Here is a 23,285-nt window from a genome sequence, read left to right as displayed (position 1 = left end):
GGTGACGGTCAGGCCTTGGCGACCTCGCGGGCGCCTTCTTCCTTTGGTGCCATTTCGCCATGCCCGGCGATCATGGTCTGCTCATCGAACGGGGCCTCGCCGGAGAGGACGCGGGTGACCTGGCCGCCGTCGATCTCCTTGACCCAGGTGCCGATCAGGACGGTGGCGACGGCGTTGCCGGTGAAGTTGGTCAGCGCACGGGCTTCGGACATGAAGCGGTCGATGCCGACGATCATTCCCACGCCGCCGAGCAGCTCGGGACGGTGTGCCTGCAGGCCCGCGGCGAGGGTGGCCAGCCCGGCGCCGGTCACGCCGGCGGCGCCCTTGGACGCAATGATCATGAAGATCAGCAAGGAGATCTGGGCGCCGAGGTCCAGCGGGGTACCCATGGCGTTGGCAACGAAGAGGGACGCCATGGTCAGGTAGATGGCTGTTCCGTCAAGGTTGAAGGAGTATCCGGTGGGAACGGTGACGCCGACGACGGGCTTGGACACGCCCAGGTGTTCCATCTTGGCGATCAGCCGCGGGAGCGCAGCCTCGGAGGAGGACGTGGAGAAGATGAGGAGGTATTCGCGGGCCAGGTACTTCATGAGCTTGAAGATGTTGACGCCGGCCACCACCTGGAGGAGCCCGCCGAGGATCACGACGATGAACAGCGCACAGGTGATGTAGAACGCCACCATCAGGGTGAACATGCTCACGATGGCCTGGACGCCGGTGGCGCCCACGACGGCGGCGATGGCACCGAAGGCGCCGACCGGAGCGAGCCACATGATCATGATGAGGATGCGGAACACCAGGGCCTGGCCGTGGCCGATGGCCTTCAGGATCGGAGCGCCCTGGGGGCCCATCTTTTGCAGTGCGAAGCCCACCAGGATTGCCGCCAGCAGGGTGGGCAGCACGGGGATGTCGCTGGGGATGATGCCAAGCAGGAAGTCGACGGTGCTGTCCGTAGCTGCCTTCTTGTTGGGATCGTAGGGCGTGAGCTTCAGGCCCTCACCGGGGTGGATCAGGTTGCCGACCACCAGGCCGATGGCCAAGGCGAAGGTGGACATGATGACGAAGTAACCCAGCGCCAGGCCGCCCACCTTGCCCACGGTAGCCGCCTTGGCGATGGAACCGATGCCCAGGACGATAGTGCAGAAGATGACCGGCGCGATCATCATCTTGATGAGCTTGATGAACCCGTCGCCCAGCGGCTTGAGGTTCTTGGCGACCTCCGGGAACAGCAGGCCCACCAGTGCGCCCAGGATAACTGCCGAGATGACGGCGATGTACAGGTAGTGGGACTTGTCCAGTCCCTTGCGCCGCGGCGTCGCAGTTCCGAGCGACTCTCCTCGTTGAGAAGCCATGATGTGTCTCCTTGTGGATATTCTGATAGACGCTGCGGCACAGGCTCTGGGCTCGACACGTCCTTGCAATGTGATATCCATCATTGGGCACCCCGTGATCCAGCTCACCGTTGCGTTCATATTGGTCGCGGCACCCGCAGGGTCAGATGGAGGTACGCATGATCCACCGTTGGAGTATCGCCCGCCGGCTCTTCGTGGCAAACCTGCTGATCGTGGTGTGCTTCATCGCCATCGTAGGAACTGCCGCCTACCTCGACGCACGGGACCGGACCTATGATGAAGCCGGCCGCCGGATGGAAGGCGTGGCCGCCTCCATCGCCGCCAATCCGCTCGTGCTGCAGGCCGCTGCCACGCCGGACCCCTCCGTCCTGCTGCAGCCGTACGCCAAGGATGTCACCGCCGCGGCACGGGTAGACTTCATCACCATCATGGCCCCCGACCGGACCCGCTGGACGCATCCCAGGGATGAGGAACTGGGCCGGCCCTACATCGGCTCCATCGATGCCGCCCTGCAGGGGCGCACCTTTACGGAAGTCACGGCGGGTACCCTCGGCCCTTCCGTCCGGACCATCGTTCCGGTCAAGGATTCAGCGGGAACAATCAAGGCACTGGTGGCTGTTGGCGTTACGGTCCGCAACGTCGACGTTGCCTTCGCTGCCCGGCTCCCCGTGCTGCTCGCCTTGGGAATTGCCCTGCTGGTGGGCGGGTCCCTGGCCTCGTGGCTGCTGGGCCGGTACCTCCGCCGAGTGACCCGCGGCTGGGGCCCCGAACAATTGGCCCAGCTCTTCGCCTACTACGAGTCGGTACTCCACTCGGTCCGCGAAGGGCTGATCCTGATCGATGCCAGGAAGCGGGTGGTGATGTACAACGACCAGGCCGCCGAGCTGCTGGGCCTTGCCGAGACCGGAAGCAATGATCCCACCAAGCCGCCATCGTTGGCCGATCTCCCGCTGGACAGCGAGCTTCGCAGCCTCTTCGAGTCCGGACGCACCACCAAGGACGAGATGGTCCTGACAGGTTCCCGCGTGCTGGTGGTCAACCAAGGCCCCGCCCGGGGTCCGGAGTCCCCCGGTGCGCGCGGCAAGGTGCCGGTGTACGGAACGGTTGCGACACTCCGTGACAGGACGGAGATCGAAGCGCTGGGCAACGAGCTGCAGACCATGCGGACCCTGTCCGATGCGTTGCGGGCGCAGACCCACGAACACGCCAACCGGCTGCACACCATGGTCTCGCTCCTTGAGCTGGGCCGGACCGGGGAGGCCCTGGACTTTGCCACGAAGGACCTGGCGTTGAGCCAGCAGCTGACCGATGACATGGTGAGCTCCATCGACGAACCGGTGGTGGGCGCCTTGGTCATGGGAAAAGTGGCCGAGGCCCACGAACGCGGGGTGCAGCTGGACGTGTCCACCCTGGGTTCGGGCTCGACGCCTGGTGTGGCCGTCCAGGACCTGGTGACGATCATGGGCAACCTGCTGGACAACGCCATTGACGCGGCAGCCGATGCTCCCGCTCCGCGGCGGGTCCAGCTGACCCTGGAAGCGGACGAGGAAGGACTGGACATCGCCGTCAACGATTCCGGGACCCCCATCGACCCGGCCGATGCCGAACTGATCTTCCGGCATGGCTTCAGCACGAAGCCGGCCGGTCCCGGAGGCCGGGGGGTCGGACTGGCGCTGGTCCGGCAGGCTGTGGGGCGTTTGGGCGGTACGCTGGCCATCAATGGACGGAACGGCGCCAAGTTCGAAGTATTCCTGCCCGCGGCGGTGCCCCCGGAAAAGGAGCACAGCCAGTGAGCAACATCCGGGTCCTCGTCGTTGAGGATGAAGCGATCGCCTCCGCAGCCCACGCCGCCTACGTGGGGCGGCTGCCCGGATTCGAGCTCGCCGGGACCGCCCCGGACGGCCAGTCGGCCCTGCGGCTGCTGAACGAGTTCGTGGCGGCCGGAGAGCCCGTGGAACTGGTCCTGCTGGACATGAACCTGCCGGACCTGCACGGCCTGGACATTGCCCGGCGCATGCGTTCGGCCGGAATCCTTGCCGACATCATCGCCATCACCGCCGTCCGCGAATTGGCCATCGTCCGCAGTGCCGTCGCCATCGGCGTGGTCCAATACCTGATCAAGCCGTTCACGTTCGCCACGTTCTCCGACAAGCTCGAAAGCTACCGCCAGTTCAGGCAGCAGCTGGCCGGGGCAGGTGCCGGGGCAGGCAGAGGGGGCGCTTCGCAGAGTGATGTGGACCAAGCCTTCGCCAGCTTGCGGGCTCCCTCGGAGTTGCCGCTGCCCAAGGGGCTTTCCACCTCCACCCTCGGTTCAGTCCAGGAGTTCCTCCGCCAACAGCCCGGGGCAGTCTCTGCCACCGAAGTCATGGAGGCCCTGGGAATGTCCCGGGTAACGGCACGGAGGTACCTGGAGTACCTTGCCGATGCCGGCACCGTTTCCCGTACGGCCCGCTACGGCACCCCCGGCAGGCCGGAGAACGAATACCGGTGGACCGCCCGCTGAGGTCCAGGGCCGTATACTCCTGCGGCTCAGTCTCCGGCTGCGCGTTCCGGCCGCAGTACGCCGGCCAGTTGGCCGATGACCCCGGGGTCCTCGATGGTTGACGGCACGGTGTACTCCTCTCCGTCGGCGATCTGCCGCATGGTCTTGCGGAGGATCTTTCCGGATCGGGTCTTGGGCAGGGCCTCCACCACCGTGACGTGCTTGAAATCCGCCACCGCGCCGATGTCCCGCCGCACCAGGGCGACCAAGTCTTTCTCCAGGAGTTCCGGGGATATGTCCACCCCGGATTTGAGCACTACATAGCCGCTGGGGCGCTGGCCCTTCAGGGAGTCCGCGACGCCGATCACCGCGCATTCGGCAACGGCCGGGTGCTGGCCGATCACCTGCTCCATGGCACCGGTGGAAAGCCGGTGCCCGGCGACGTTGATGATGTCGTCGGTGCGGCCCATCACGAAGAGGTAGCCGTCCTTGTCCCGGTAGCCGGAGTCTCCGGTGGCGTAGCTCCCCTCGAACGCCTGCAGGTAGGAGGAGATGAACCGTTCGTCATTCCGCCACAGGGTGGCAAGGGTGCCTGGCGGGAGCGGCAGGTCGAGGACTATGTTGCCCTCGGTGCCGGCTTCCACCTCCTGGCCGGCCGCGTCGAGGATCCGCAGCCTGAAGCCGGGCATCGGAACACTGGGCGAGCCCGGCTTGATCGGCAGTGTGTCCAGTCCGCGCGGGTTGGCGCAGATGGCCCAGCCGGTCTCGGTCTGCCACCAGTGGTCCACCACGGGCACGCCGAGGACGCGGGAGGCCCAGTGGAAGGTGTCCGTGTCCAGCCGCTCCCCCGCGGCGAAGAGGGTCCGCAGGCTGGAGATGTCGTAGTTCTTCACCAGCATGGCCTCCGGGTCGGCCTTGCGGATGGCCCGCAGCGCGGTCGGGGCGGTGAAGAGCACGTTGACCCTGTGGTCCTGGATCACCCGCCAGAACGCACCGGCGTCGGGGGGTCCCACCGGTTTGCCCTCGTAGATCACGGTGGTGGCGCCGGCCAGCAGCGGACCGTAGACAATGTAGGAGTGGCCCACCACCCAGCCCACGTCCGAGGCGGTCCACATGACGTCGCCGGGACCGACGTCGTAGATGTTTTCCAGGGTCCAGCGCAAGGCGACGGCGTGGCCGCCGTTGTCCCGCACCACGCCTTTGGGGGTGCCTGTGGTCCCGGAGGTGTACAGGATGTAGAGGGGATCCGTGGCCATGACGTCCACCGGTGCGGCGGGATCCGCGGATGCCATTTCGCTCTCCCAGTCCAGCCAGCCGGCGTGGTCCGCCGCGGAGTCCTTGAAGCCGTCCCGGCCCTTGACCAGCACCGGGGTCGCCGGCGTTCCGGCGAGCTCCAGCGCCTCGGCGACGGCCGGCAGGTACTCGATCCGGCGGGAGGGCTCGAGCCCTCCCGAGGCGGTGACGACGACGGCGGGGGCGGCGTCGCGAATCCGGGCGGCAAGTTCCTTGGGGGCGAAGCCGCCGAAGACCACCGAATGGATCGCGCCCAGGCGGGCAGTGGCCAGCATGGCGATGGCGGCCTCAGGAATCATGGGCAGGTAGATCACCACCCTGTCGCCCTTGCCCACACCGTTACGCCGGAGCACTCCGGCGAAACGGGCCACAAGTTCGGTGAGTTCTGCATAGCTGAAGCGCTGCTGGATGCCCAGCATGGCGGAGTCGTAGATCAGTGCCGTCTGTTCTCCGCGGCCTGCGGCCACATGCCGGTCCAGCGCGTTGTAGCAGGTATTCAGCTCACCGTCGGGGAACCAGCGGTAGAGCGGGGCGCGGCTCGAATCCAGGGCGCGGGTCGGCTGGACGCTCCAGTCGACGGCCCGGGCGGCGTCTCGCCAGAAGTCCTCCGGCCGCTGCACGCTGCGCCCATAGCATTCCCGATAGCTGCTGGTGCCCATGAAGTCATCCCGTCCACGACATTGTGATGCAGGTCATGCTAGTTCCTTAGGAGGCTCACCACAAGACCCGTGTATACAGAACTGCGGCAAAAGGCAGGAGATGGGTGAATTTGCTTGGTCGATCAGCAGTCTTTGTATACACTGATGTTCATCTACCGAGGAAGGAGACTCCCGTGCGTGCCAGCGAGAAGGCCTACGCCGCCCTCCGGGACGACATTGTCGAATGGCGGCTTGCCCCCGGGACGGTCCTGGCCGAGGTGGAGCAGTCCGAACGGCTCGGCGTCTCGCGCACCCCGCTCCGCGAGGCCCTCGGCCGGCTCACCGCGGAAGGCCTGACGACGCCGGGCGGCCGCGGCGTGGTGGTCACCGATATCTCCCTTGAGGACATCGACGAACTGTTCGAACTGCGCGAAACCCTTGAAGGCAAGGCCGCTGCGCTGGCCGCCAGCCGCGGCGATGCCGCCACCTTCGAACAGTTGCGCGGCGAGCTGGTCCGCGCACCGGAGATGATCAACGGTAACGATCCCACGCGCCACGAGTACTACGAGCTGGTGGGACGCCTGGATACCGCCATCGATGCCGCCATCTCCAACTCCTACCTGGCCCAGGCCATGCGAAGCCTTCGCGTGCACTTGGTCCGCATCCGCAGGTTGGCCGCCGATGACGCCGCGCGCCTGGCGGCCGCGGCCGCCGAGCACGCCGCGATCGCCGAGGCAATCGCCGCAGGCAACCCCAGGCTCGCCGAAGCAGCCACGATTGTGCACCTGCACCGCAGCCTCTCCCACGTCAAAGCAACCCACGCATCCCACCACAAGGAGCACCATGGTTAAGGAACACCACGTCCGCGTCTACAAGAGCGAAGAGAACCTGGCCCGCGAGGACCAGCTTGCCTTCAAGATCGCCAAGGTGGCCGCGGATCCTGTGGCGGTTACCGATGACGTCACCGACATGGTGATCAACCGGATCATCGACAACGCCTCCGTGGCCATCGCGTCCCTGAACCGGGCCCCCATCGTTGCCGCCCGCGCCCAGGCGCTCACCCACGGCCCTACCACCGGCGGCAAGGGCTCGAAGGTCTTTGGTATCGAGGAGCGCGTGGCCCCGGAATGGGCGGCCTGGGCCAACGGCGTCGCGGTCCGCGAACTCGACTACCACGACACCTTCCTGGCCGCGGACTACTCCCACCCGGGCGACAACATCCCGCCGATCCTCGCCGTTGCCCAGCACGTCGGCTCCAGCGGCCAGGACCTGGTGCGCGGCATCGCCACCGGCTATGAGATCCAGGTCAACCTGGTCAAAGCCATCTGCCTGCACAAACACAAGATCGACCACGTGGCCCACCTCGGCCCCTCCGCCGCGGCCGGCATCGGCACCCTGCTGGGCCTCGACGTCGAAACTATCTTCCAGTCCGTGGGCCAGGCACTGCACACCACCACCGCCACCCGCCAGTCACGCAAGGGCGAGATCTCCACCTGGAAGGCCCACGCCCCCGCCTTCGCCGGCAAGATGGCCGTGGAGTCCGCCGACCGTGCCATGCGCGGCCAGACCTCCCCCGTGCCCATCTACGAAGGCGAAGACGGCGTGATCGCGTGGATGCTCGATGGACCCGATGCCAACTACTCGGTGCCACTGCCAGAGGACGGCGAGGCCAAGCGTGCCATCCTGGACACCTACACCAAGGAGCACTCCGCCGAATACCAGGCCCAGGCCTGGATCGACCTGGCCCGCAAGCTGCACGGGGAACACCCGGAGGTCACCGACCCGGCCAACGTCGAGTCCGTGCTGATCAAGACCAGCCACCACACGCATTACGTGATCGGCTCCGGCGCCAACGACCCTCAGAAGTACAGCCCCACCGCGTCCCGCGAGACCCTGGACCACTCCATCCCGTACATCTTCACCGTCGCGCTGCAGGACGGCGCCTGGCACCACGTCGACTCGTACGCCCCGGAACGAGCCGGCCGCCCGGACACGGTGGAACTGTGGCACAAGGTCACCACGGTCGAGGATCCCGAATGGACCCGCCGCTACCACTCCCCGGACATCGCCGAGAAGGCCTTCGGCGGTTCGGTGGAAATCACGCTCAAGGACGGCACCGTCATCACCGACCAGATCGCCGTCGCCGACGCCCACCCGCTGGGCGCCCGGCCGTTCGCCCGGGAGCAGTACGTCAACAAGTTCCGTACCCTTGCCGCCGGGCTCGTGGAGGAGGCCGAGATCGAAAGGTTCCTCGCCGCCGTCGAACGCCTCCCCGACCTCGCCGCGGGCGAGCTGGACCAGCTGAACATCACCGCCGCCCCCGGCGTCATCGACCTGGCGGCAGCACCGAAGGGACTCTTCTGATGCTGTATTCGAAGACCACCCCGGAACAGAAGCGGATCCGGTTTCGGCAACTGCTGGCCTCCGGGACCATCCAGCAGTTCCCCGGTGCCTTCAACCCGCTCTCCGCGCGACTGATCGAGGAAAAGGGCTTCGCCGGGGTGTACATCTCCGGCGCGGTCCTCGCCAACGACCTCGGCCTGCCGGACATCGGGCTGACCACCCTTACCGAGGTGGCCACCCGGGCCGGGCAGATCGCCCGGATGACAGACCTGCCCTCGATCGTGGACGCCGACACCGGCTTTGGCGAACCCATGAATGTGGCACGCACCGTGCAGGAACTCGAGAACGCGGGCCTGGCCGGCCTGCATATCGAGGACCAGTTCAACCCCAAGCGCTGCGGCCACCTCGACGGCAAGAACGTGGTGGACCTCGAGACCGCCACCAAGCGGATCCGCGCCGCGGCCGACGCCCGGCGCGATCCGAACTTCCTGATCATGGCGCGCACCGATATCAGGGCCACCGACGGACTCGAGGCGGCACAGCAGCGCGCCAAGGCCCTCGTGGACGCGGGAGCGGACGCAATCTTCCCGGAAGCCATGAAGGACCTCAGCGAATTCCAGGCCATCCGCGATGCCGTGGACGTCCCGATCCTGGCCAACATGACCGAGTTCGGCAAAAGCGACCTCTTCACGGTTGACCAACTGGCCGGCGTCGGCGTCAACATGGTGATCTACCCGGTCACGCTGCTCCGTAGTGCCATGGGCGCTGCTGAGCGTACTCTGGAATCGATCAAATCCGACGGCACCCAGGAGGCCCAGGTTTCGAGCATGCTGACCCGCGCGCGTCTCTATGACCTCGTCGACTACGAGGCCTACAACCGCTTTGACACCGGGGTCTTCAACTTCCAGATCCCCGGAATCTGACACCCCCACCGGACTGCCGGCCCCGGCCGGTCAACAGGCGTTAGGAACAAAGGAGTTTCAGCATGGCTGAAAATGAGATCAAAAAAGGCCTCGCCGGCGTCGTGGTGGATTACACCGCGGTATCGAAGGTCAACCCGGACACCAACTCGCTGCTCTACCGCGGCTATCCTGTCCAGGAACTGGCTGCCAAGTGCAGCTTCGAGGAAGTCGCCTACCTGCTGTGGAACGGGGAGCTGCCCGCGAAAGAACAGCTCGCCGAGTTTTCCGCGCGGGAACGGGCCGGCCGGGCCCTGGATCCGGTGGTCAAGACAGTCATCGACGCGTTGCCCACCACGGCCCATCCGATGGATGTTTGCCGCACCGCAGCCTCGGTGATGGGCGCACGGCACCCCCTGGCCGAAGATTCGTCCCGGGACGCCAACATGGCCAAGGCCATCGACCTGTTCGCCGCCATGCCCGCGGTGGTGGCCTACGACCAGCGCCGCAGGCACGGCCAGGACGTGGTTGAACCGCGCGATGACCTGGGCTACTCGGCAAACTTCCTCTGGATGGCCTTCGGCGAAGAACAGGTCCCGGAAGTGGTGGAGGCCTTCAACGTCTCGATGATCCTCTACGCTGAGCACTCCTTCAACGCCTCGACTTTCACCGCCCGCGTGATCACCTCGACACTCTCGGACCTGCACTCCGCAGTGACCGGAGCCATCGGAGCCCTCAAGGGTCCGCTGCACGGCGGCGCCAACGAAGCCGTCATGCACACCTTCGACGAGATCGGCATCCGGCAGGAGGAATCCCTCGAAGAAGCCGCCGCCAGGGCCAAAGCATGGATGGAAGATGCCCTGGCCCAGAAGAAGAAGGTCATGGGATTCGGCCACCGCGTCTACAAGCACGGCGACTCCCGGGTTCCCACCATGAAGGCCGCCTTGGACAAGATGATCGCCCACTACGGCCGCCCGGAGCTGCTGGGACTGTACAACGGGCTGGAAACCGCGATGGACGAGGCCAAGGCCATCAAGCCCAACCTCGACTACCCCGCCGGGCCCACCTACCACCTCATGGGCTTCGACACCCCCACCTTCACTCCCCTGTTCGTGGCCAGCCGGATCACCGGCTGGACCGCGCACATCATGGAGCAGTTGGACTCGAACTCGCTGATCAGGCCGTTGAGCGAGTACAACGGCGTGGAGGAACGGCACCTTCCCTAGCGTTTGGCAGGAACGGCCGACGGCGGGCGGGCACCCAGGTGCCCGCCCGCCGTCGGCCGTTTAACAGCCCTGGCCGCCCTCCTGGCCCAGGAGGCTTTCAGACGACGCGACGGACTCGTTATCGGTGTGCATGGTGACCACCACGTTCACCCGGCGGCCTTCGAGCACCACAGGCAGCCAGTGGTCGGCGTCCTGCCACATGCGCTCCACCGGGAGGGCCTCCACGTTGAACCACTCAGGCAGGATCTCATCGCTGGGCACCGGATCGCCGTGCCAGGTGCGCGCGGTGAAGAGCCGGGTGGCCATGTTCCATTCCGGCCGCGCCGGAAAAACAAAGCGGACGGTTCCGGCGTCGGACAGATCTTCGTGGCGGAGCACGACGGCGGTTTCCTCGAGCACCTCACGGATCACGGCCTGCGCGTCGGTCTCCCCCGGTTCCACGTGGCCGCCGATGCCCACGATCTTGCCCCTGCCGAAGCCCGTCTGCTTCAGTCCCAGCAGTACCTCGGATCCAGTTGGCCCCTCCCGCAGGAGGAAACAGAGGGTGACTGGGGTGTATCTCATGTGCCCAACCCTATAACCGGCGGCAGCGGGCGGCGTTACCGGGCGGCCGGACCATCACCAACGAGTTCCGGCCGAAGTTCCACCGGGATCCCCTTCTGCCCAAATTCCTTGTCCATCGCCTGCTGGGGTGTCAGGCCCTGGTTGTTCATGGCCTGGAACTCCCAGTTGAAGACACTTGAGTAGATTTGCCGGAAGTCCCAAAGGAACCTGCCATCCTTCACCCTGGCCAGCTGGTACCAGGCGTTGCCGCCGTCGAGCTGCTGCGCCCTGGCCCCTTCATCGGAGATGGAGAACGCCAGCCATCCGCCGGCACAGCCCAGGACCGTGTAGTACTTCTGTTCGTCCGCGGGAATCGGCAGGATAGCTCGTTGCTGGTCGCTGCGCTGCAGGTCAACATTGTCCATGGTGCACGCAACACCGCCCGTTTCCGGCGTTGCCGTTCCATTGCTGGCGGGGGCGGTAGACGCCGTCACCGGCAGCCCGGTGCTTGCCGTGAGGCTTGGGGCCGGAGTTGGGGTCGCCGCGGGGCCGGCCGTTGCGGCGGGGGCAGTGCCGGTCCCTGCCGGCGCAGGCACCGGTTGCGGCATCATGCTGCCGCCCACCACCACTGCTCCCGCCACCGCCGCGGCAGCGAGGACGGCGCCGGCAGCGGTCCGCGCGGCTGTTCGCCGGACCGGAGCGCGCCTTCCTGGCGTGGTCCCGGCCGGGTAAAGGACGTCCGGGTCGGCGGGAAGGATGATGGAGCGGACGGCGTCATTGCCGGCGACCCGGTCCGATTCGCTGGTCCGGGGTTTGGCAGCTTTCATCAGCTGTTCGATGCGGTCCATGGCTAATCCTTCCGTTCGGTCATGAGGTGCGGGGGTGCGGCATTCGCGAACGCGCGCCGGGCCCGGTGCAGCCGCACCGCGGCGGTGCCGGGCGAACATTCCACGGCCTGGCCCAGTTCGGGGATGGTCAGATCGTCCCAGTAGCTGAGCATCAGGACTTCCCGGTCCCGGTCCCTCAGGCGGATGAGAACTTCCGCCACAGCCTCCTGTTCCGCCGTGTCCGGTTCAGGGCACTGTCCGCGGGCCTGGTCCTTCAGGCGCCCGATCAGCTCCTGGCGGCGATGGCGGCCCCGGTACTCATTTCCGAGAACATGCCGCGCAGTGGCCAGCAGCCAGCCGATGCCGGGCGGTTCCGGCAGTTGTTTCTCCCAGGCAATCCTGAAGACGTCCGCCGCCAGTTCCTCCGCCCGGTACCGGTCGGTGATACGGCAGGCGATGTAGCGGTACATCCGCCCGAAGTGCTGAGTGTGGAGTTCAATGAACGCCTGCTCTTTTGCGGCCAACATAGTGTTTCCCCCGGACCCCGTGATGACTTCCTTGTGAAGACTAAGTGTCCCGGGCGGGAGCGTTTCTTACAGAGCACCGGAATATTTTTTCGGAAGAGGACAGTGGCCCGGCAGGTAGTCCGGCTGTTCAGCCCAACGCCCGGGGATGCGCCGCCGCATAGATCTCCCGCAGTGTGTCGGCGGTGACCAGCGTGTAGACCTGGGTGGTGGTTACGGAGGCGTGGCCCAGCAGTTCCTGCACCACCCGGACATCGGCGCCCCCTTCGAGGAGGTGGGTGGCGAACGAGTGGCGCAGCGTGTGGGGTGAGACGTCCCTGGTGATGTTGGCTTTCTCCGCAGCAGCCTTCAGGATGGTCCAGGCGCTCTGCCTGCTGATCCGTCCGCCGCGGGCATTGAGGAACAGGGCCGGTGTGCCTTTGCCCTTGGCGGCGAGCAGCGGGCGGCCGCGGATCAGGTAGGCATCGAGGGCGCGTGCCCCGTACGACCCCAGCGGGACCAGCCGTTCCTTCGAGCCCTTGCCGAACAGCCGGACGATGGCGGGACCCGCCCCGGGCTCCGCGAGGGTGATGTCATCGACGTCCAGCCCCACCGCCTCGCTGATCCGCGCTCCGGTGGAATAGAGGAATTCGAGCAGGGCCCGGTCCCTCAACCCGGTGGCAGTATCAGTGCCCGCGGCCTCGAGGATGCGGGTCACCTCGTCCACACTGATGGCTTTGGGCAGCCGTTTGCCGGCCATCGGCGGATGGACTTCGCTGGCGGGATCGGCCGGCGTGTACCCTTCGAGGGCCCAGAACTTGTGCAGTCCCCTTACCGCCACCACTGTCCTGGCCGCTGACCGCACTCCCAAGGCGGAGCCGCCGTCGGAACCGTCGGAGAGGGCGCGGACGTAGCCGGTGACATGATGACGGGTGATGTCCTCCGGGCGGCTGCAGCCGGCGGCCGCGAGGTACCGGGCGTACCGGGCGAGGTCGCGGCGGTAGGCCGCCAGTGTGTTGGCGGCCAATCCCCGCTCCACGCCCACGTGCTGCAAATAATCGGTGATGGCCCGGTCGATGGCCCCGGAACGTCCTGCTGCCGGTTCCGCGTCTGCAGCGGCCGCAGCGGTTCGCGGCGCCGGTCCGGCGGAAGGCACCGGTTCAGCCGAAGGACCGGGACCCATCAGCGCTGGCTGGGGTGCGCGGGCCAGGGGGCGTCGGCGGGGCGGAGTACCTGGAAGTTGCCGGCACGGGCGGCTGCGGCGGCAAGGATCCCGACGACAGCGGACGGGTTGTGCAGGCGCCCGGCCAGGACGGAGGCCACGGCATCGTCCAGGCTGATCCAGTGGAACTCGATCTCCGCTTCCTCGTCGGTCCGCTCGTGGCGTTCGTGGTGCGGGATCTCGGTGAGGTCGCGGGCCAGGTAGATACGGATTGCTTCGCTGGACGAGCCGGGCGAATTAAAGACGTCGGCAAGGACGTTCCAGGTTCCGGCGGCAAGGTCGGCTTCCTCGGCAAGTTCGCGGGCGGCGCCCACCACGAAATCTTCGCCTTCGACATCGAGCAGGCCGGCCGGCACCTCCCACAAATCCATCCCTACCGGGTGCCGGTACTGCTTCAGGAGCAGGATGCGGCCCTCGGCATCCATGGGCAGGGCAGCCACTGCCCCGGGGTGGTCGATGTAGTCGCGGGTCAGCGCATCCCCGGACTCGGAAAGCTGGAAAGTGTCGCTGACGACGTCCCAGATCCGGCCCTGGTACACCTTCTCGGTAGACAAAAGACGGCGCGGGCTTGGTGCATCCGAAACCTGCGTTGCAGGGGTGGTTTCAGGTGTACCAGGCATCGCGCCGTCCTTCTTCTGCTCTATTGACTACTTAGCGGTAACCGTACCGGATGCCGCGGCCTTCCCGGCCACGGGCGCAGCCGTGTCGGCAACCGCCTGGGATCGGGCGCCTTGGTGGTCCAGGGCCGCCTTGACCAAGCCGGCGAACAGCGGGTGCGGGCGGGTGGGCCGCGAGCTCAGCTCGGGGTGCGCCTGCGTGGCCACGTAGTACGGGTGAACGTCGGCGGGCAGCTCGACGAACTCCACCAGCTTGCCGTCCGGCGAGGTACCTGAGAAGACCAGGCCCTTGTCGGCAATCTGCTGGCGGTACTTGTTGTTGACCTCGTACCGGTGCCGGTGGCGTTCGCTGACGGTGGTGGCGCCGTACGTTCCGGCGATGACCGAGCCTTCGTCAAGCTTGGCTTCGTAGAGGCCCAGGCGCATGGTTCCGCCGAGGTCTCCGCCCCCTTCGACGAACTCGAGCTGTTCCTCCATCGTGGCGATGACGGGGTATTTGGAGTCCGGTTCGAACTCGCTGGAAGAGGCACCCTCCAGGCCCACCACGTTGCGGGCGTACTCGATGACCATGCACTGCAGGCCCAGGCACAAACCCAGGACGGGGAGCTTGGTTTCGCGGGCGAACTTCAAGGCGCCGAGCTTCCCTTCCAGTCCGCGGATGCCGAAGCCGCCCGGCACGCAGATGGCGTCGACGCCGTCGAGCGCTTTAATGGCGCCTTCGCGCGTCTCGCACTCGTCGGACGGGACCCAGCGGATCTTCACCTTGGCCTCGTTGGCGAAGCCGCCGGCGCGCAGTGCTTCGGTCACCGAAAGGTAGGCGTCGGGCAGGTCGATGTACTTGCCCACCAGGGCGATCTCGACGTGGTGCTTGGGGTTGTGGACGGCGTCGAGCAGTTTGTCCCAGCTGGTCCAGTCGACGTCCTTGAACGGCAGGTCGAGGGCGCGGACGATGTAGGAGTCCAGTCCCTGGGAGTGCAGGGTCTTGGGGATGTCGTAGATGCTCGGGGCGTCGGCGGCGTTGACCACGGCGTCGATGTCGACGTCGCACATCCGGCCGATCTTTTCCCGCATGGCTTCGGGAACTTCGCGGTCCGAACGGATCACGATCGCTTCGGGCTGGATGCCGATGGAGCGCAGCGCGGCCACGGAGTGCTGCGTGGGCTTGGTTTTCAATTCCTGGGACGGCCCGATGTAGGGCACCAGCGAGACGTGCAGGAAGAAGACGTTGCCGCGGCCGATGTCCTGGCGGACCTGGCGGGCGGATTCGAGGAACGGCTGGGACTCGATGTCGCCAACGGTGCCGCCGATTTCGGTGATGATGACGTCGGGGGCGTTCTTTCCCTCGGCGGGCAGGCGCATGCGGCGCTTGATCTCATCCGTGATGTGCGGGATGACCTGGACGGTGTCGCCGAGGTATTCGCCGCGGCGTTCCTTCGCGATCACCGTGGAGTACACCTGGCCGGTGGTAACGTTCGCGGAACCTTCAAGGTTCTCGTCGAGGAAGCGCTCGTAGTGCCCGATGTCGAGGTCCGTCTCGGCGCCGTCGTCGGTCACGAAGACCTCGCCGTGCTGGAAGGGGTTCATTGTGCCCGGATCCACGTTCAGGTAGGGATCGAGCTTCTGCATCGTCACGGACAGGCCGCGGGCCCGGAGCAGGTGACCAAGGCTTGAAGCCGTCAGTCCCTTACCGAGCGAGGACGCCACACCGCCGGTGACGAAAATGTGCTTCGTCGTCTTGGAGGAGCCCGGGAACCGGGAATTTACACGGGAATTTGATCGCTGCACCACGGAATTCGAGCCTATCATCAATTCAGCCATCCCGTCGTTGTCCCGTCAGGCCCGCTGGGGCAGGAGCTTGGCGTCGTCCAGCAGTTCGCGGGCGTGTGCCTGCGCGGATTCGGAGTCCTCCTGGCCTGCCAGCATGCGGGCCAGTTCACGGACCCGTTCGGGACCGTCGAGGAGGCGGACATCACTGGACGTGAAGCCTGTGGCGGTTTTGCCGTCCGCTCCCCTGACCGAGGTTTTGGTCACCGTGATGTGCTGGTCAGCGAAAGCAGCCACCTGGGGAAGGTGGGTGACCACCAGCACCTGCACGTGTCGGGCCAGCATCGCCAGGCGCCGGCCGATCTCAACGGCGGCCCGTCCGCCCACCCCGGCGTCCACCTCGTCGAAGACGAACGTGGGGACCGGATCCACGGCGGCAAGCACTACCTCGATGGCCAGCATGACGCGGGACAATTCACCGCCGGATGCACCCTTGCCCAGCGGCCGGGCCGGAGCGCCGGAATGGGGCTGGAGCAGGAAACTGATGTCGTCCGCGCCGTGCGGGCCCAGTTGTCCGGCTGGTTCCAGGTTGATCACCAGGGTGGCGTCTGCCATGGCCAGCGCCGTCAATTCGGCGCTGACACGGGCCGAGAGGTCCTTGGCGGCCTTGGACCGGATCTTGCTGATGGCCGCCGAGTGCTTCTGGAGCTCCGCTTCGGCCCGCACCACCTCGGCGTCCAACGCCTCGATCCGGGAGGAGTCGTCCTGCAGTTCGTCGTACCGAACCCGCGCGGTTTCAGCCCACACCAGCACCTCGTCAATGGTGGGTGCGTACTTGCGGACCAGCTTGGCCAAGGCGCCCCTGCGGTCCTCGATTTCGGCAAGCCGTTCCGGCCCTTCCGAGTCAAGTCCTGACTGGTAGCTGGCAAGTTCCGTGGCGATGTCGTTGAGCAGGAAACCAACTTCGGCCAAGCGTGCGGCGGCGGAACCGAGCTCGGCATCGTGCTCTGCCACATGCTCCAGGGTGCGTTTTGCAGCATCCACAAGCGCGGTTGCATCGGCGGCTTCGCCAAAGTCCTCGGCGATGAGGGCCTGGTGGGCGGTGCTGGCGGCGATCCGGAGTTCCTCAACGTTCGCAAGCTTTACGGCTTCGGCCTTCAGCTGCTCGTCCTCGCCGGGCTGGGGGTCCACGCCGTCGATCTCCGCGAGGGCCGCCTCCAGCGACTCCGCTTCCCGGAGCCGGTCGCGGGCGGCGCTGCGCAGGCTGTCCAGCTCTGCCTGGCTGGCCTTCCACCGGCCGTAGAGCTCCTGGTAGGCGGCCAAGGGCCCGGCCAGGGCATCGCCGGCGAACTTGTCGAGCGCCTCCCGCTGGGCCGTGGCGCTCTTGAGCCGGATCTGGTCCGACTGGCCATGCACCACCACCAGCGACTCGCCGATCTCGGCCAGTACACCCACCGGAGCGGCCCGGCCGCCCAGGAACGCCCGGCTGCGTCCGTCCGCGCCCAGGCGGCGGGCCAGGATCAGCTCGGCGCCGTCGTCGAACTCTTCTGCTTCCGCGCCGGCATCAAGGGCGCGGGCGATGGCCGGATGCCCGGCTTCAAGCTTCAGGACGGCCTCGGCCGTGGCGCTCTTCGCGCCGCTGCGGACGGCCCCGGCATCCGACCGGGCACCCAGCAGGAGGCCGACGGCGGTGACCACCATGGTCTTGCCGGCACCGGTTTCGCCGGTCACCACGCTCAGGCCCGGGCCGAGCGGCAGCGTTGCGTCGGTGATGACGCCCAGATCGCGGATTCTCAGTTCTTCAATCATGGATTCACTTTGCAGTCGACGGATCGGGGTCGCCGCCGGCGCCGTCCGGCTCCGGGACCTGCAGCGGCGGCATGGGCCGTGGCGTGCGGACCAGCGGGATGGGGCCGGTGTGCACTGCGTCGGCTTTGGGCACGGGGCCGCGCCAGCCGTGGATGGGCAGTTCGAACTTGCGGACCAGGCGGGCGGAGAAGGGGGTCTGGTGGGTGCGGGCCAGCCGCACCGGGTTGGCGGACTTGGTGACCTCGACGCGGGCGCCGGGCGGCAGGTCCACGGAGCGCCGGCCGTCACACCACAGCACACCCTGCGCGTCGGTCCGGCCGAGCACCTCGACGGCCAGCCTGGACCGGGGCGAGACAACCAGTGGCTTGGCAAACAGCGCGTGCGCACTGATGGGCACGATCACCAAGGCTTCCACTTCCGGCCAGACCACGGGTCCGCCGGCAGAGAACGCGTAGGCCGTGGAACCGGTTGGGGTGGCCAGTACGATGCCGTCCGAGCCAAAGGACGTGAGCGGGCGCTCATCCACTTCGGTCACAACTTCGAGCATCCGTTCGCGGTTGGCCTTCTCGATGGCGGCTTCGTTTAAAGCCCAGGTGTGCCAAATCTTTTGTCCCCTGACCCACACCTGGACGTCAATGGTCATCCGCTCTTCCACCGTGTATTCACGGCTGGCGATCCAGTCGACGGTCTGGGCCAGGTCCGCCCGTTCGCTTTCGGCCAGGAAGCCCACGTGCCCAAGGTTGACGCCCAGCAGGGGCACGTCCTCCTCGCGTACCAGTTCGGCTGCGCGCAGGATGGTTCCGTCGCCGCCAAGGACCATGACGAGTTCGACGTCGGACAGCTGGACATGGTCGTGGAGCACCTCCACCGGCTGGGCCAGGTGGCCAAAAAAACGCTCCATGTCCCCCAGCTCGGACTCCTGCATCACAGGGACGATGCCCGACGCGTGCAGCAGGGCGCAGGCTTCCCAGGCAGCCTTCAGTGATTCCTCGCGGCCGGTGTGGGCAAGGACCAATACACGCCTGCTCATCAGGTTCCGCTCTCTAGTGGTTCGGCCAGATTTGTCCGAGCAACGCAGCGGCTGCTGCCTCTCGCTCTTCGATCTTAGGCAAGTCTTGGGTGTTCCTGCGTTTTATCCACAGGAAGTATTCGACGTTGCCATCCTGTCCCGGAAGCGGGCTGACCGCCAGCCCGCACAGGTCCAGGCCGGCGTCGAGCGCCGCCATGGCGACTTTCTCTACGGCCAGCCTGCGTTCGCGCTCCGACGTGACCACGCCAGTCCTGCCCAGGCGGTCCTTGCCGATTTCGAATTGCGGCTTCACCATGAGCACCAGGTCGCCGCCAGGGTCGGTGCAGGCCGCCAGCGGCCGCACCACCAGGGTGAGCGAAATGAAGGAGAGGTCGGCCACCGTCAGGGCGCACGTCCCGACGATGTCCTCCGGCGCCATGTACCGGACATTCATTCCCTCGTGGACGGCCACGCGCGGGTCGTTTCGGAGGTGCGGCACCAACTGGCCGTGCCCGACGTCGACCGCCACCACGTGCGCGGCCCCGCGGCGGAGCAGGACGTCCGTGAAGCCGCCGGTGGAGGCGCCGGCGTCAAGGCACCTCTTGCCCTGGACGGTGATCGCCGGAAAGGCGTCAAGGGCACCGGCCAGCTTGTGACCGGCACGGCTGGCGTAAACATCCTGGTCATCATGCTCGACGGCGATGTCCCGGCCGTCATCGATCTGGAGGGATGCTTTGGCGAGGACCTGGCCGCCGGAACTGACCTTGCCTTCCGCGATGAGCGACGCCGCGTGCGTGCGCGACCGTGCCAGGCCGCGGGCCACCAGTGCCTGGTCGAGGCGGACGGGCATCAGGCGCTGCCTCCTGCGGGAGCATTGGCGGCAGGTGCGCTATCCGTGGGGTCGGTGTTGAGCGCGGCCAGCAGGTCGTCGTGAAGCCGGTTGTACAGGTCTTCGTGACCGGCGGTTGGAAGCCGGGGTATCTCCTGGAGACGGTCGACCGCCTGCGCCACGCCTGGATCGGGGATGTCCTGTCCGACGGCCTGCGGCCACTCGGGAGCAGGCTGGGCTGGCACGTTGTCCGGTTCGGTCAGCTCAGTCATGGAACCATCCTAGTGATCCATCCACACCAGCTTGGGCGCCTGCGGGGCGGATGCGTCCGGGGTCGCAGCCCACCAGGCGGCACATGCTGCCCGCCAGGAATCAAGGTCTTCCTTGCTGCCAATGATGCCCACCGCGCCGTTGGCCACGCGTGCCGTCGCCTGGCCGCATGCGTACGTGCCGTCGTCGTGCGTCACGTCCGGGTACGGACGGTGCAGCCCGGCAAGGTCTTCGATGATGTAGTCGGGCCGTTCCGCGGACCGCGCCGCGAGGATGCTTTCCCGGGTGTCGACGCCGGTCAGGACGGCGACCGTGGCAAAGCCTGCGTTGTTGCCGCCCAGGATGTCCGTGTCCAGCCGGTCGCCCACGACCAAGGGACGCTCGGCACCGAGGCGCTTGGCGGCGGAGTGGAACAGCGGCGCCTCGGGTTTGCCGGCGACTTTGGGCTTCTGTCCGGTCGCCGCCGCGACGGCGGCCACCAGGGTCCCGTTCCCGGGTGCGATGCCGCGGGCCTGCGGAATGGACATGTCGGTGTTTGTTGCAACCCACAGGGCACCGGCGGACACCACATAGGTGGCTTCCGCCAGGTCCTTCCAGCCGATGGACGGGCTGAAGCCCTGCACCACGGCCACGGGTTCCTCGTCCTGGCTGCCAACCGGTACCAGGCCTGCCAACTCTATTTCCCGGGCCAGCGCGGAACTGCCGGTGATCAGGACCCGTGAGCCGGCCGGGAGAAGCGAGGCCAGCAGGTCCGCCGCCGCTTGGGACGAGCTGACCACCTGGTTGTCCTCTGCCGGGGCACCAAGCTCGCGAAGGTGCCCGGCCACCTCCGCCGGGGAGCGGGAGGCGTTGTTCGTTACGTAGCCCAGCCCGATGCCCAGCCCGGAGAGTTGCTTCAGCGCATCGACGGCTCCCGGGATGGCGTGCGGGCCGGCGTAGACCACGCCGTCCAGGTCTGCGAGGAGTGCGTCGAAGCGGGAAACCAGGGAAGCGTCACTCATCCGGCGTCAGTCCTCCCGGCGTTCGTCGGAGTGCTGGGCGCTGGCTGCCCCGTCTTCGTGGCTTTGTTCCGAGGCATCGGTAACAAGCTCGTCCTCTTCCACCGAGTCCGGGTCGGATTCGGCGTCGTCGGAGACGAAGTAGTCGGCGTCCTGGTCGTCGAGGTTGCTGTCCTGGACCGTCTTGGCCGCGGTGGCGCGACCAGCCTGGGCGCTTTCCGGGGAAGGAGCGGCGGCGTCTTCGGTTTCGGAGCCCCGTGCTTCCGGGGACGCGGACGCACGGTCCAGCAGCTTACGGCGTTCGGCTTCTTCCCGGGCTTCTTCCTCTTCATCCCAGCCGAGGTCGATGATTTCGGGTTCTTCATCGACGCCTTGGCCAAGGGCGTTTTCGGCAACGACGGCCTGCCTGCTCCACTTCTCCGACTCTGCTTGGCGGCCAACAGCGGCGAGGGCGTCAGCGTAGGCGCGGAACAGCCGCGGGCTGTAGGAGAATGCGCGGTTGATGTCCAGCTGCTGGATCTCGAGCTCGGCTACAGCGGCATCCAGCTGGCCGAGGTCGGTGCGGGCGCCGGCGGCGACGATAGCCAGTTCCACTTTGCCGGGTGCGTCAAGGTCCTGGGCTTCCTCGGAACGGGCAACGTCCAGCGCCCTGTCCGGACGTCCCAGGCCGCGTTCGCAGTCGGCCATGACAGGTAGGTGGACGTTGGAGCCGCTGATCCGGCGGAACGTGCGGAATTCGCGGAGCGCCTCGCCGTAATGCCCGGCGGCGTAGGCGGTCAGGCCCACCGCTTCACGGACGGCCGCAAGCCGTCCACCACGCCGGCTCGCGGCGAGGGCATGCTGGAACGCCAGCTCAGGTTCGTCATCGATCAACCGGCCGGCCATCACCAGGTGGCGGGCCACCCACTCAGCGCTCTTCGGCTCGAGGGTCTTGATCTGGTGGTGGGTGGCGCGGTCCAGTTCCTTACCCGTGACGTCCTCATCGATTTCGGGCGAACGTTCGCGGTCCGGCCGGTTGGCGCTGCGGAGATCGGCTGCGTTCGGCACGCGGACGGGCCGCTCCTCTTGGCGGTCACGGCCGAAGCCGCGGGGACCTGAGCCGCCCCGCCCGGAGTCTGCACGGGAATCTCCACGATCGAAACTGCGGGGCGCGCGGTCCTGGCGGTCCCCGAACGGCTTGCGGTTCTCGCCGCCGCTGAATCCGCGGCGGTCACCCTCGCCATCACGACGGGGACGGTCACCAAACGGCTTACGATCGCGGTCGCCGAACGGCTTACGATCACGGTCAGCGAACGCCTTTCGATCACGGTCGCCAAACGGCTTACGATCACGGTCAGCGAACGGCTTACGATCACGATCACCGAACGGCTTACGATCACGGTCACCGCCGCCACTAAACCCGCGACGGTCACTCTCACCATCCCGACGCGGACGATCACCAAACGGCTTACGATCACGATCACCGAACGGCTTACGATCACGGTCGCCACCGCCGCTGAACCCACGGCGGTCACCCTCACCATCCCGACGCGGACGATCACCAAACGGCTTCCGATCACGATCACCGAACAGCTTACGATCACGGTCACCACCGCCGCTGAATCCACGACGATCCCCCTCGCCATCACGACGCGGACGATCACCAAACGGCTTACGATCACGATCACCGAACGGCTTACGATCACGATCACCACCACCGCTGAATCCGCGACGATCCCCTTCACCGTCACGACGCGGACGATCACCAAACGGCTTACGATCACGATCACCGCCACCTGCAGAACCGCCACGGGGGTCACGGTCTGACCTGGAGCGGAACCCGCGCGGGTCCCCGCCGGAATTGTTGTTGCCTCGGAAGGCCCCCCGGTCATTGCCGCGGTTGCCACCGTTGTGCTCGGCCATTTGGATTCCTCCTGTTATGAGCCGACCACTGGCGCAACTGCAGCCGCTCGTTTTGTTTCCTACGCAACCCGAAATCAACCGCTTCGAAGTCCGTGTATCTTCATCAATTCTAGTGGAGACGCCAAATCCCCCGGGACGGCGATAGCCCTGACGGCCGAATCGTGGCAATCTTCACAAAGGAGGCCTGGCTCGTGCTCCGAACGCCCGCTCACATCCTGCAGCCTCAACCCGAACGCCCGCTCAGATCCTGCAGCTCCAACCCCGACGCCCGCTCACTGCCTGCAGCTCCAACCCGAACGCCCGCTCACATCCTGCAACTCCAACCCCGACGCCCGCTCACTGCCTGCAGCTTCTCCCCCAACGCCCGCTCAGATGTGTGCGGGGGTTGCGGGGTTACGTGTCGGGTGTGAGCGGGCGTGGTCGTGTGGGTGGGTGGTGGTGTTTTTAAATGTGGGAGGCCCCAACCGTGTGGTTGGGGCCTCGACCAATGTGTGTCCGGCGGTGTCCTACTCTCCCACACCCTCCCGGGTGCAGTACCATCGGCGCTGTGGGTCTTAGCTTCCGGGTTCGGAATGGGACCGGGCGTTTCCCCCACGCTATGACCGCCGTAACCTTGTTACCCGTCCCAACCCTGGGGTTGGTGGGAAGACTGTGGTTACAACATGTGTGGTGTTGTTGTATTCAATTGTTGGTTCCGTGCCGTATCAAACCCCGGGTGTGGGGGTTGTTGGTTGGGAACCACATAGTGGACGCAAGCAG

Annotated in this window: 21 protein-coding genes and 1 rRNA gene; 6 read left to right on the top strand and 16 right to left on the bottom strand. The window is 66.7% G+C overall.

The window, feature by feature from the left end:
• Positions 1-8: 8 nt before the first annotated feature.
• The gene (locus C563_RS0118240) at positions 9-1,352 is read right to left on the bottom strand and encodes a C4-dicarboxylate transporter DctA (RefSeq protein WP_018763514.1); all 1,344 of its coding nucleotides are present in this window, start codon (positions 1,350-1,352) and stop codon (positions 9-11) included.
• A gap of 158 nt (positions 1,353-1,510) precedes the next feature.
• Between C563_RS0118240 and C563_RS0118235 the strand changes: the two genes are divergently transcribed.
• On the top strand, positions 1,511-3,145 hold the full coding sequence (locus C563_RS0118235; RefSeq protein ID WP_018763513.1) for a sensor histidine kinase: 1,635 nt from the start codon (positions 1,511-1,513) through the stop codon (positions 3,143-3,145).
• Positions 3,142-3,855, top strand: a complete 714-nt coding sequence (locus tag C563_RS0118230; protein ID WP_018763512.1) for a response regulator — start codon at positions 3,142-3,144, stop codon at positions 3,853-3,855. Before C563_RS0118235 ends, C563_RS0118230 begins: the two co-directional genes overlap by 4 nt.
• A 26-nt stretch (positions 3,856-3,881) precedes the next feature.
• On the opposite strand, the gene C563_RS0118225 is transcribed toward C563_RS0118230, so the two are convergent.
• Positions 3,882-5,786, bottom strand: coding sequence for a propionyl-CoA synthetase (locus C563_RS0118225; protein ID WP_018763511.1), 1,905 nt, complete (start codon positions 5,784-5,786; stop codon positions 3,882-3,884).
• 173 nt (positions 5,787-5,959) lie between these two features.
• Between C563_RS0118225 and C563_RS0118220 the strand changes: the two genes are divergently transcribed.
• The 4 genes from C563_RS0118220 (at position 5,960) to C563_RS0118205 (ending at position 10,233) form a co-directional block, all read left to right on the top strand.
• Positions 5,960-6,616 carry a GntR family transcriptional regulator gene (locus C563_RS0118220; RefSeq protein WP_018763510.1) on the top strand — a complete coding sequence of 219 codons (657 nt, stop codon included), beginning with the start codon at positions 5,960-5,962 and terminating at the stop codon, positions 6,614-6,616.
• Entirely contained in the window at positions 6,609-8,129 is a 1,521-nt protein-coding gene (locus C563_RS0118215; protein WP_018763509.1) for an MmgE/PrpD family protein, read from the top strand. Before C563_RS0118220 ends, C563_RS0118215 begins: the two co-directional genes overlap by 8 nt.
• A complete protein-coding gene (gene prpB / locus C563_RS0118210) occupies positions 8,129-9,031 on the top strand; it encodes a methylisocitrate lyase (protein ID WP_018763508.1) in 903 nt (300 codons plus the stop codon). Before C563_RS0118215 ends, prpB begins: the two co-directional genes overlap by 1 nt.
• 62 nt (positions 9,032-9,093) lie before the next feature.
• A complete protein-coding gene (locus C563_RS0118205) occupies positions 9,094-10,233 on the top strand; it encodes a bifunctional 2-methylcitrate synthase/citrate synthase (RefSeq protein WP_018763507.1) in 1,140 nt (379 codons plus the stop codon).
• 60 nt (positions 10,234-10,293) lie between these two features.
• Here C563_RS0118205 and C563_RS0118200 read toward each other — a convergent pair whose 3' ends face one another.
• The 14 genes from C563_RS0118200 to rrf form a co-directional block, all read right to left on the bottom strand.
• A complete protein-coding gene (locus tag C563_RS0118200; RefSeq protein WP_018763506.1) occupies positions 10,294-10,797 on the bottom strand; it encodes an 8-oxo-dGTP diphosphatase in 504 nt (167 codons plus the stop codon).
• 35 nt (positions 10,798-10,832) lie between these two features.
• Positions 10,833-11,624 (bottom strand): hypothetical protein, encoded by a 792-nt coding sequence (locus C563_RS0118195; RefSeq protein ID WP_026265083.1) that lies wholly within the window; start codon positions 11,622-11,624, stop codon positions 10,833-10,835.
• A 2-nt stretch (positions 11,625-11,626) separates the two neighbouring features.
• Positions 11,627-12,130, bottom strand: coding sequence for an RNA polymerase sigma factor (locus tag C563_RS0118190; RefSeq protein ID WP_018763505.1), 504 nt, complete (start codon positions 12,128-12,130; stop codon positions 11,627-11,629).
• A 127-nt stretch (positions 12,131-12,257) separates the two neighbouring features.
• Positions 12,258-13,289 carry a site-specific tyrosine recombinase XerD gene (gene xerD, locus C563_RS0118185; protein ID WP_026265082.1) on the bottom strand — a complete coding sequence of 344 codons (1,032 nt, stop codon included), beginning with the start codon at positions 13,287-13,289 and terminating at the stop codon, positions 12,258-12,260.
• Positions 13,289-13,948, bottom strand: coding sequence for an NUDIX domain-containing protein (locus C563_RS0118180; RefSeq protein WP_026265080.1), 660 nt, complete (start codon positions 13,946-13,948; stop codon positions 13,289-13,291). The genes xerD and C563_RS0118180 overlap by 1 nt, the downstream gene beginning before the upstream one ends.
• A gap of 27 nt (positions 13,949-13,975) precedes the next feature.
• A complete protein-coding gene (locus C563_RS0118175) occupies positions 13,976-15,751 on the bottom strand; it encodes a CTP synthase (RefSeq protein WP_043424439.1) in 1,776 nt (591 codons plus the stop codon).
• A 27-nt stretch (positions 15,752-15,778) separates the two neighbouring features.
• On the bottom strand, positions 15,779-17,518 hold the full coding sequence (recN, locus tag C563_RS0118170) for a DNA repair protein RecN (RefSeq protein WP_018763501.1): 1,740 nt from the start codon (positions 17,516-17,518) through the stop codon (positions 15,779-15,781).
• Between the two features lie 4 nt (positions 17,519-17,522).
• Positions 17,523-18,548: an NAD kinase gene (locus C563_RS0118165; protein WP_026265079.1), complete on the bottom strand. Its 1,026-nt coding sequence runs from the start codon at positions 18,546-18,548 to the stop codon at positions 17,523-17,525.
• A 13-nt stretch (positions 18,549-18,561) separates the two neighbouring features.
• On the bottom strand, positions 18,562-19,377 hold the full coding sequence (locus tag C563_RS0118160) for a TlyA family RNA methyltransferase (protein ID WP_018763499.1): 816 nt from the start codon (positions 19,375-19,377) through the stop codon (positions 18,562-18,564).
• Positions 19,377-19,628, bottom strand: a complete 252-nt coding sequence (locus C563_RS0118155; protein ID WP_018763498.1) for a hypothetical protein — start codon at positions 19,626-19,628, stop codon at positions 19,377-19,379. The genes C563_RS0118160 and C563_RS0118155 overlap by 1 nt, the downstream gene beginning before the upstream one ends.
• A gap of 9 nt (positions 19,629-19,637) precedes the next feature.
• On the bottom strand, positions 19,638-20,627 hold the full coding sequence (locus C563_RS0118150) for an HAD-IIA family hydrolase (RefSeq protein WP_018763497.1): 990 nt from the start codon (positions 20,625-20,627) through the stop codon (positions 19,638-19,640).
• A 6-nt stretch (positions 20,628-20,633) separates the two neighbouring features.
• Positions 20,634-21,509: a hypothetical protein gene (locus tag C563_RS22870; protein ID WP_231369929.1), complete on the bottom strand. Its 876-nt coding sequence runs from the start codon at positions 21,507-21,509 to the stop codon at positions 20,634-20,636.
• Positions 21,509-22,414: a hypothetical protein gene (locus tag C563_RS22865; RefSeq protein WP_231369927.1), complete on the bottom strand. Its 906-nt coding sequence runs from the start codon at positions 22,412-22,414 to the stop codon at positions 21,509-21,511. Before C563_RS22865 ends, C563_RS22870 begins: the two co-directional genes overlap by 1 nt.
• 605 nt (positions 22,415-23,019) lie before the next feature.
• Positions 23,020-23,136 (bottom strand): 5S ribosomal RNA (rrf, locus tag C563_RS0118140).
• Positions 23,137-23,285: the final 149 nt, after the last annotated feature.

It is taken from the genome of Arthrobacter sp. 135MFCol5.1, from assembly GCF_000374865.1.
GTDB lineage: Bacteria > Actinomycetota > Actinomycetes > Actinomycetales > Micrococcaceae > Arthrobacter.
The sequence above is the reverse complement of the archived record's forward strand: the minus strand, read 5'-3'. Positions and strand labels throughout refer to the sequence as shown.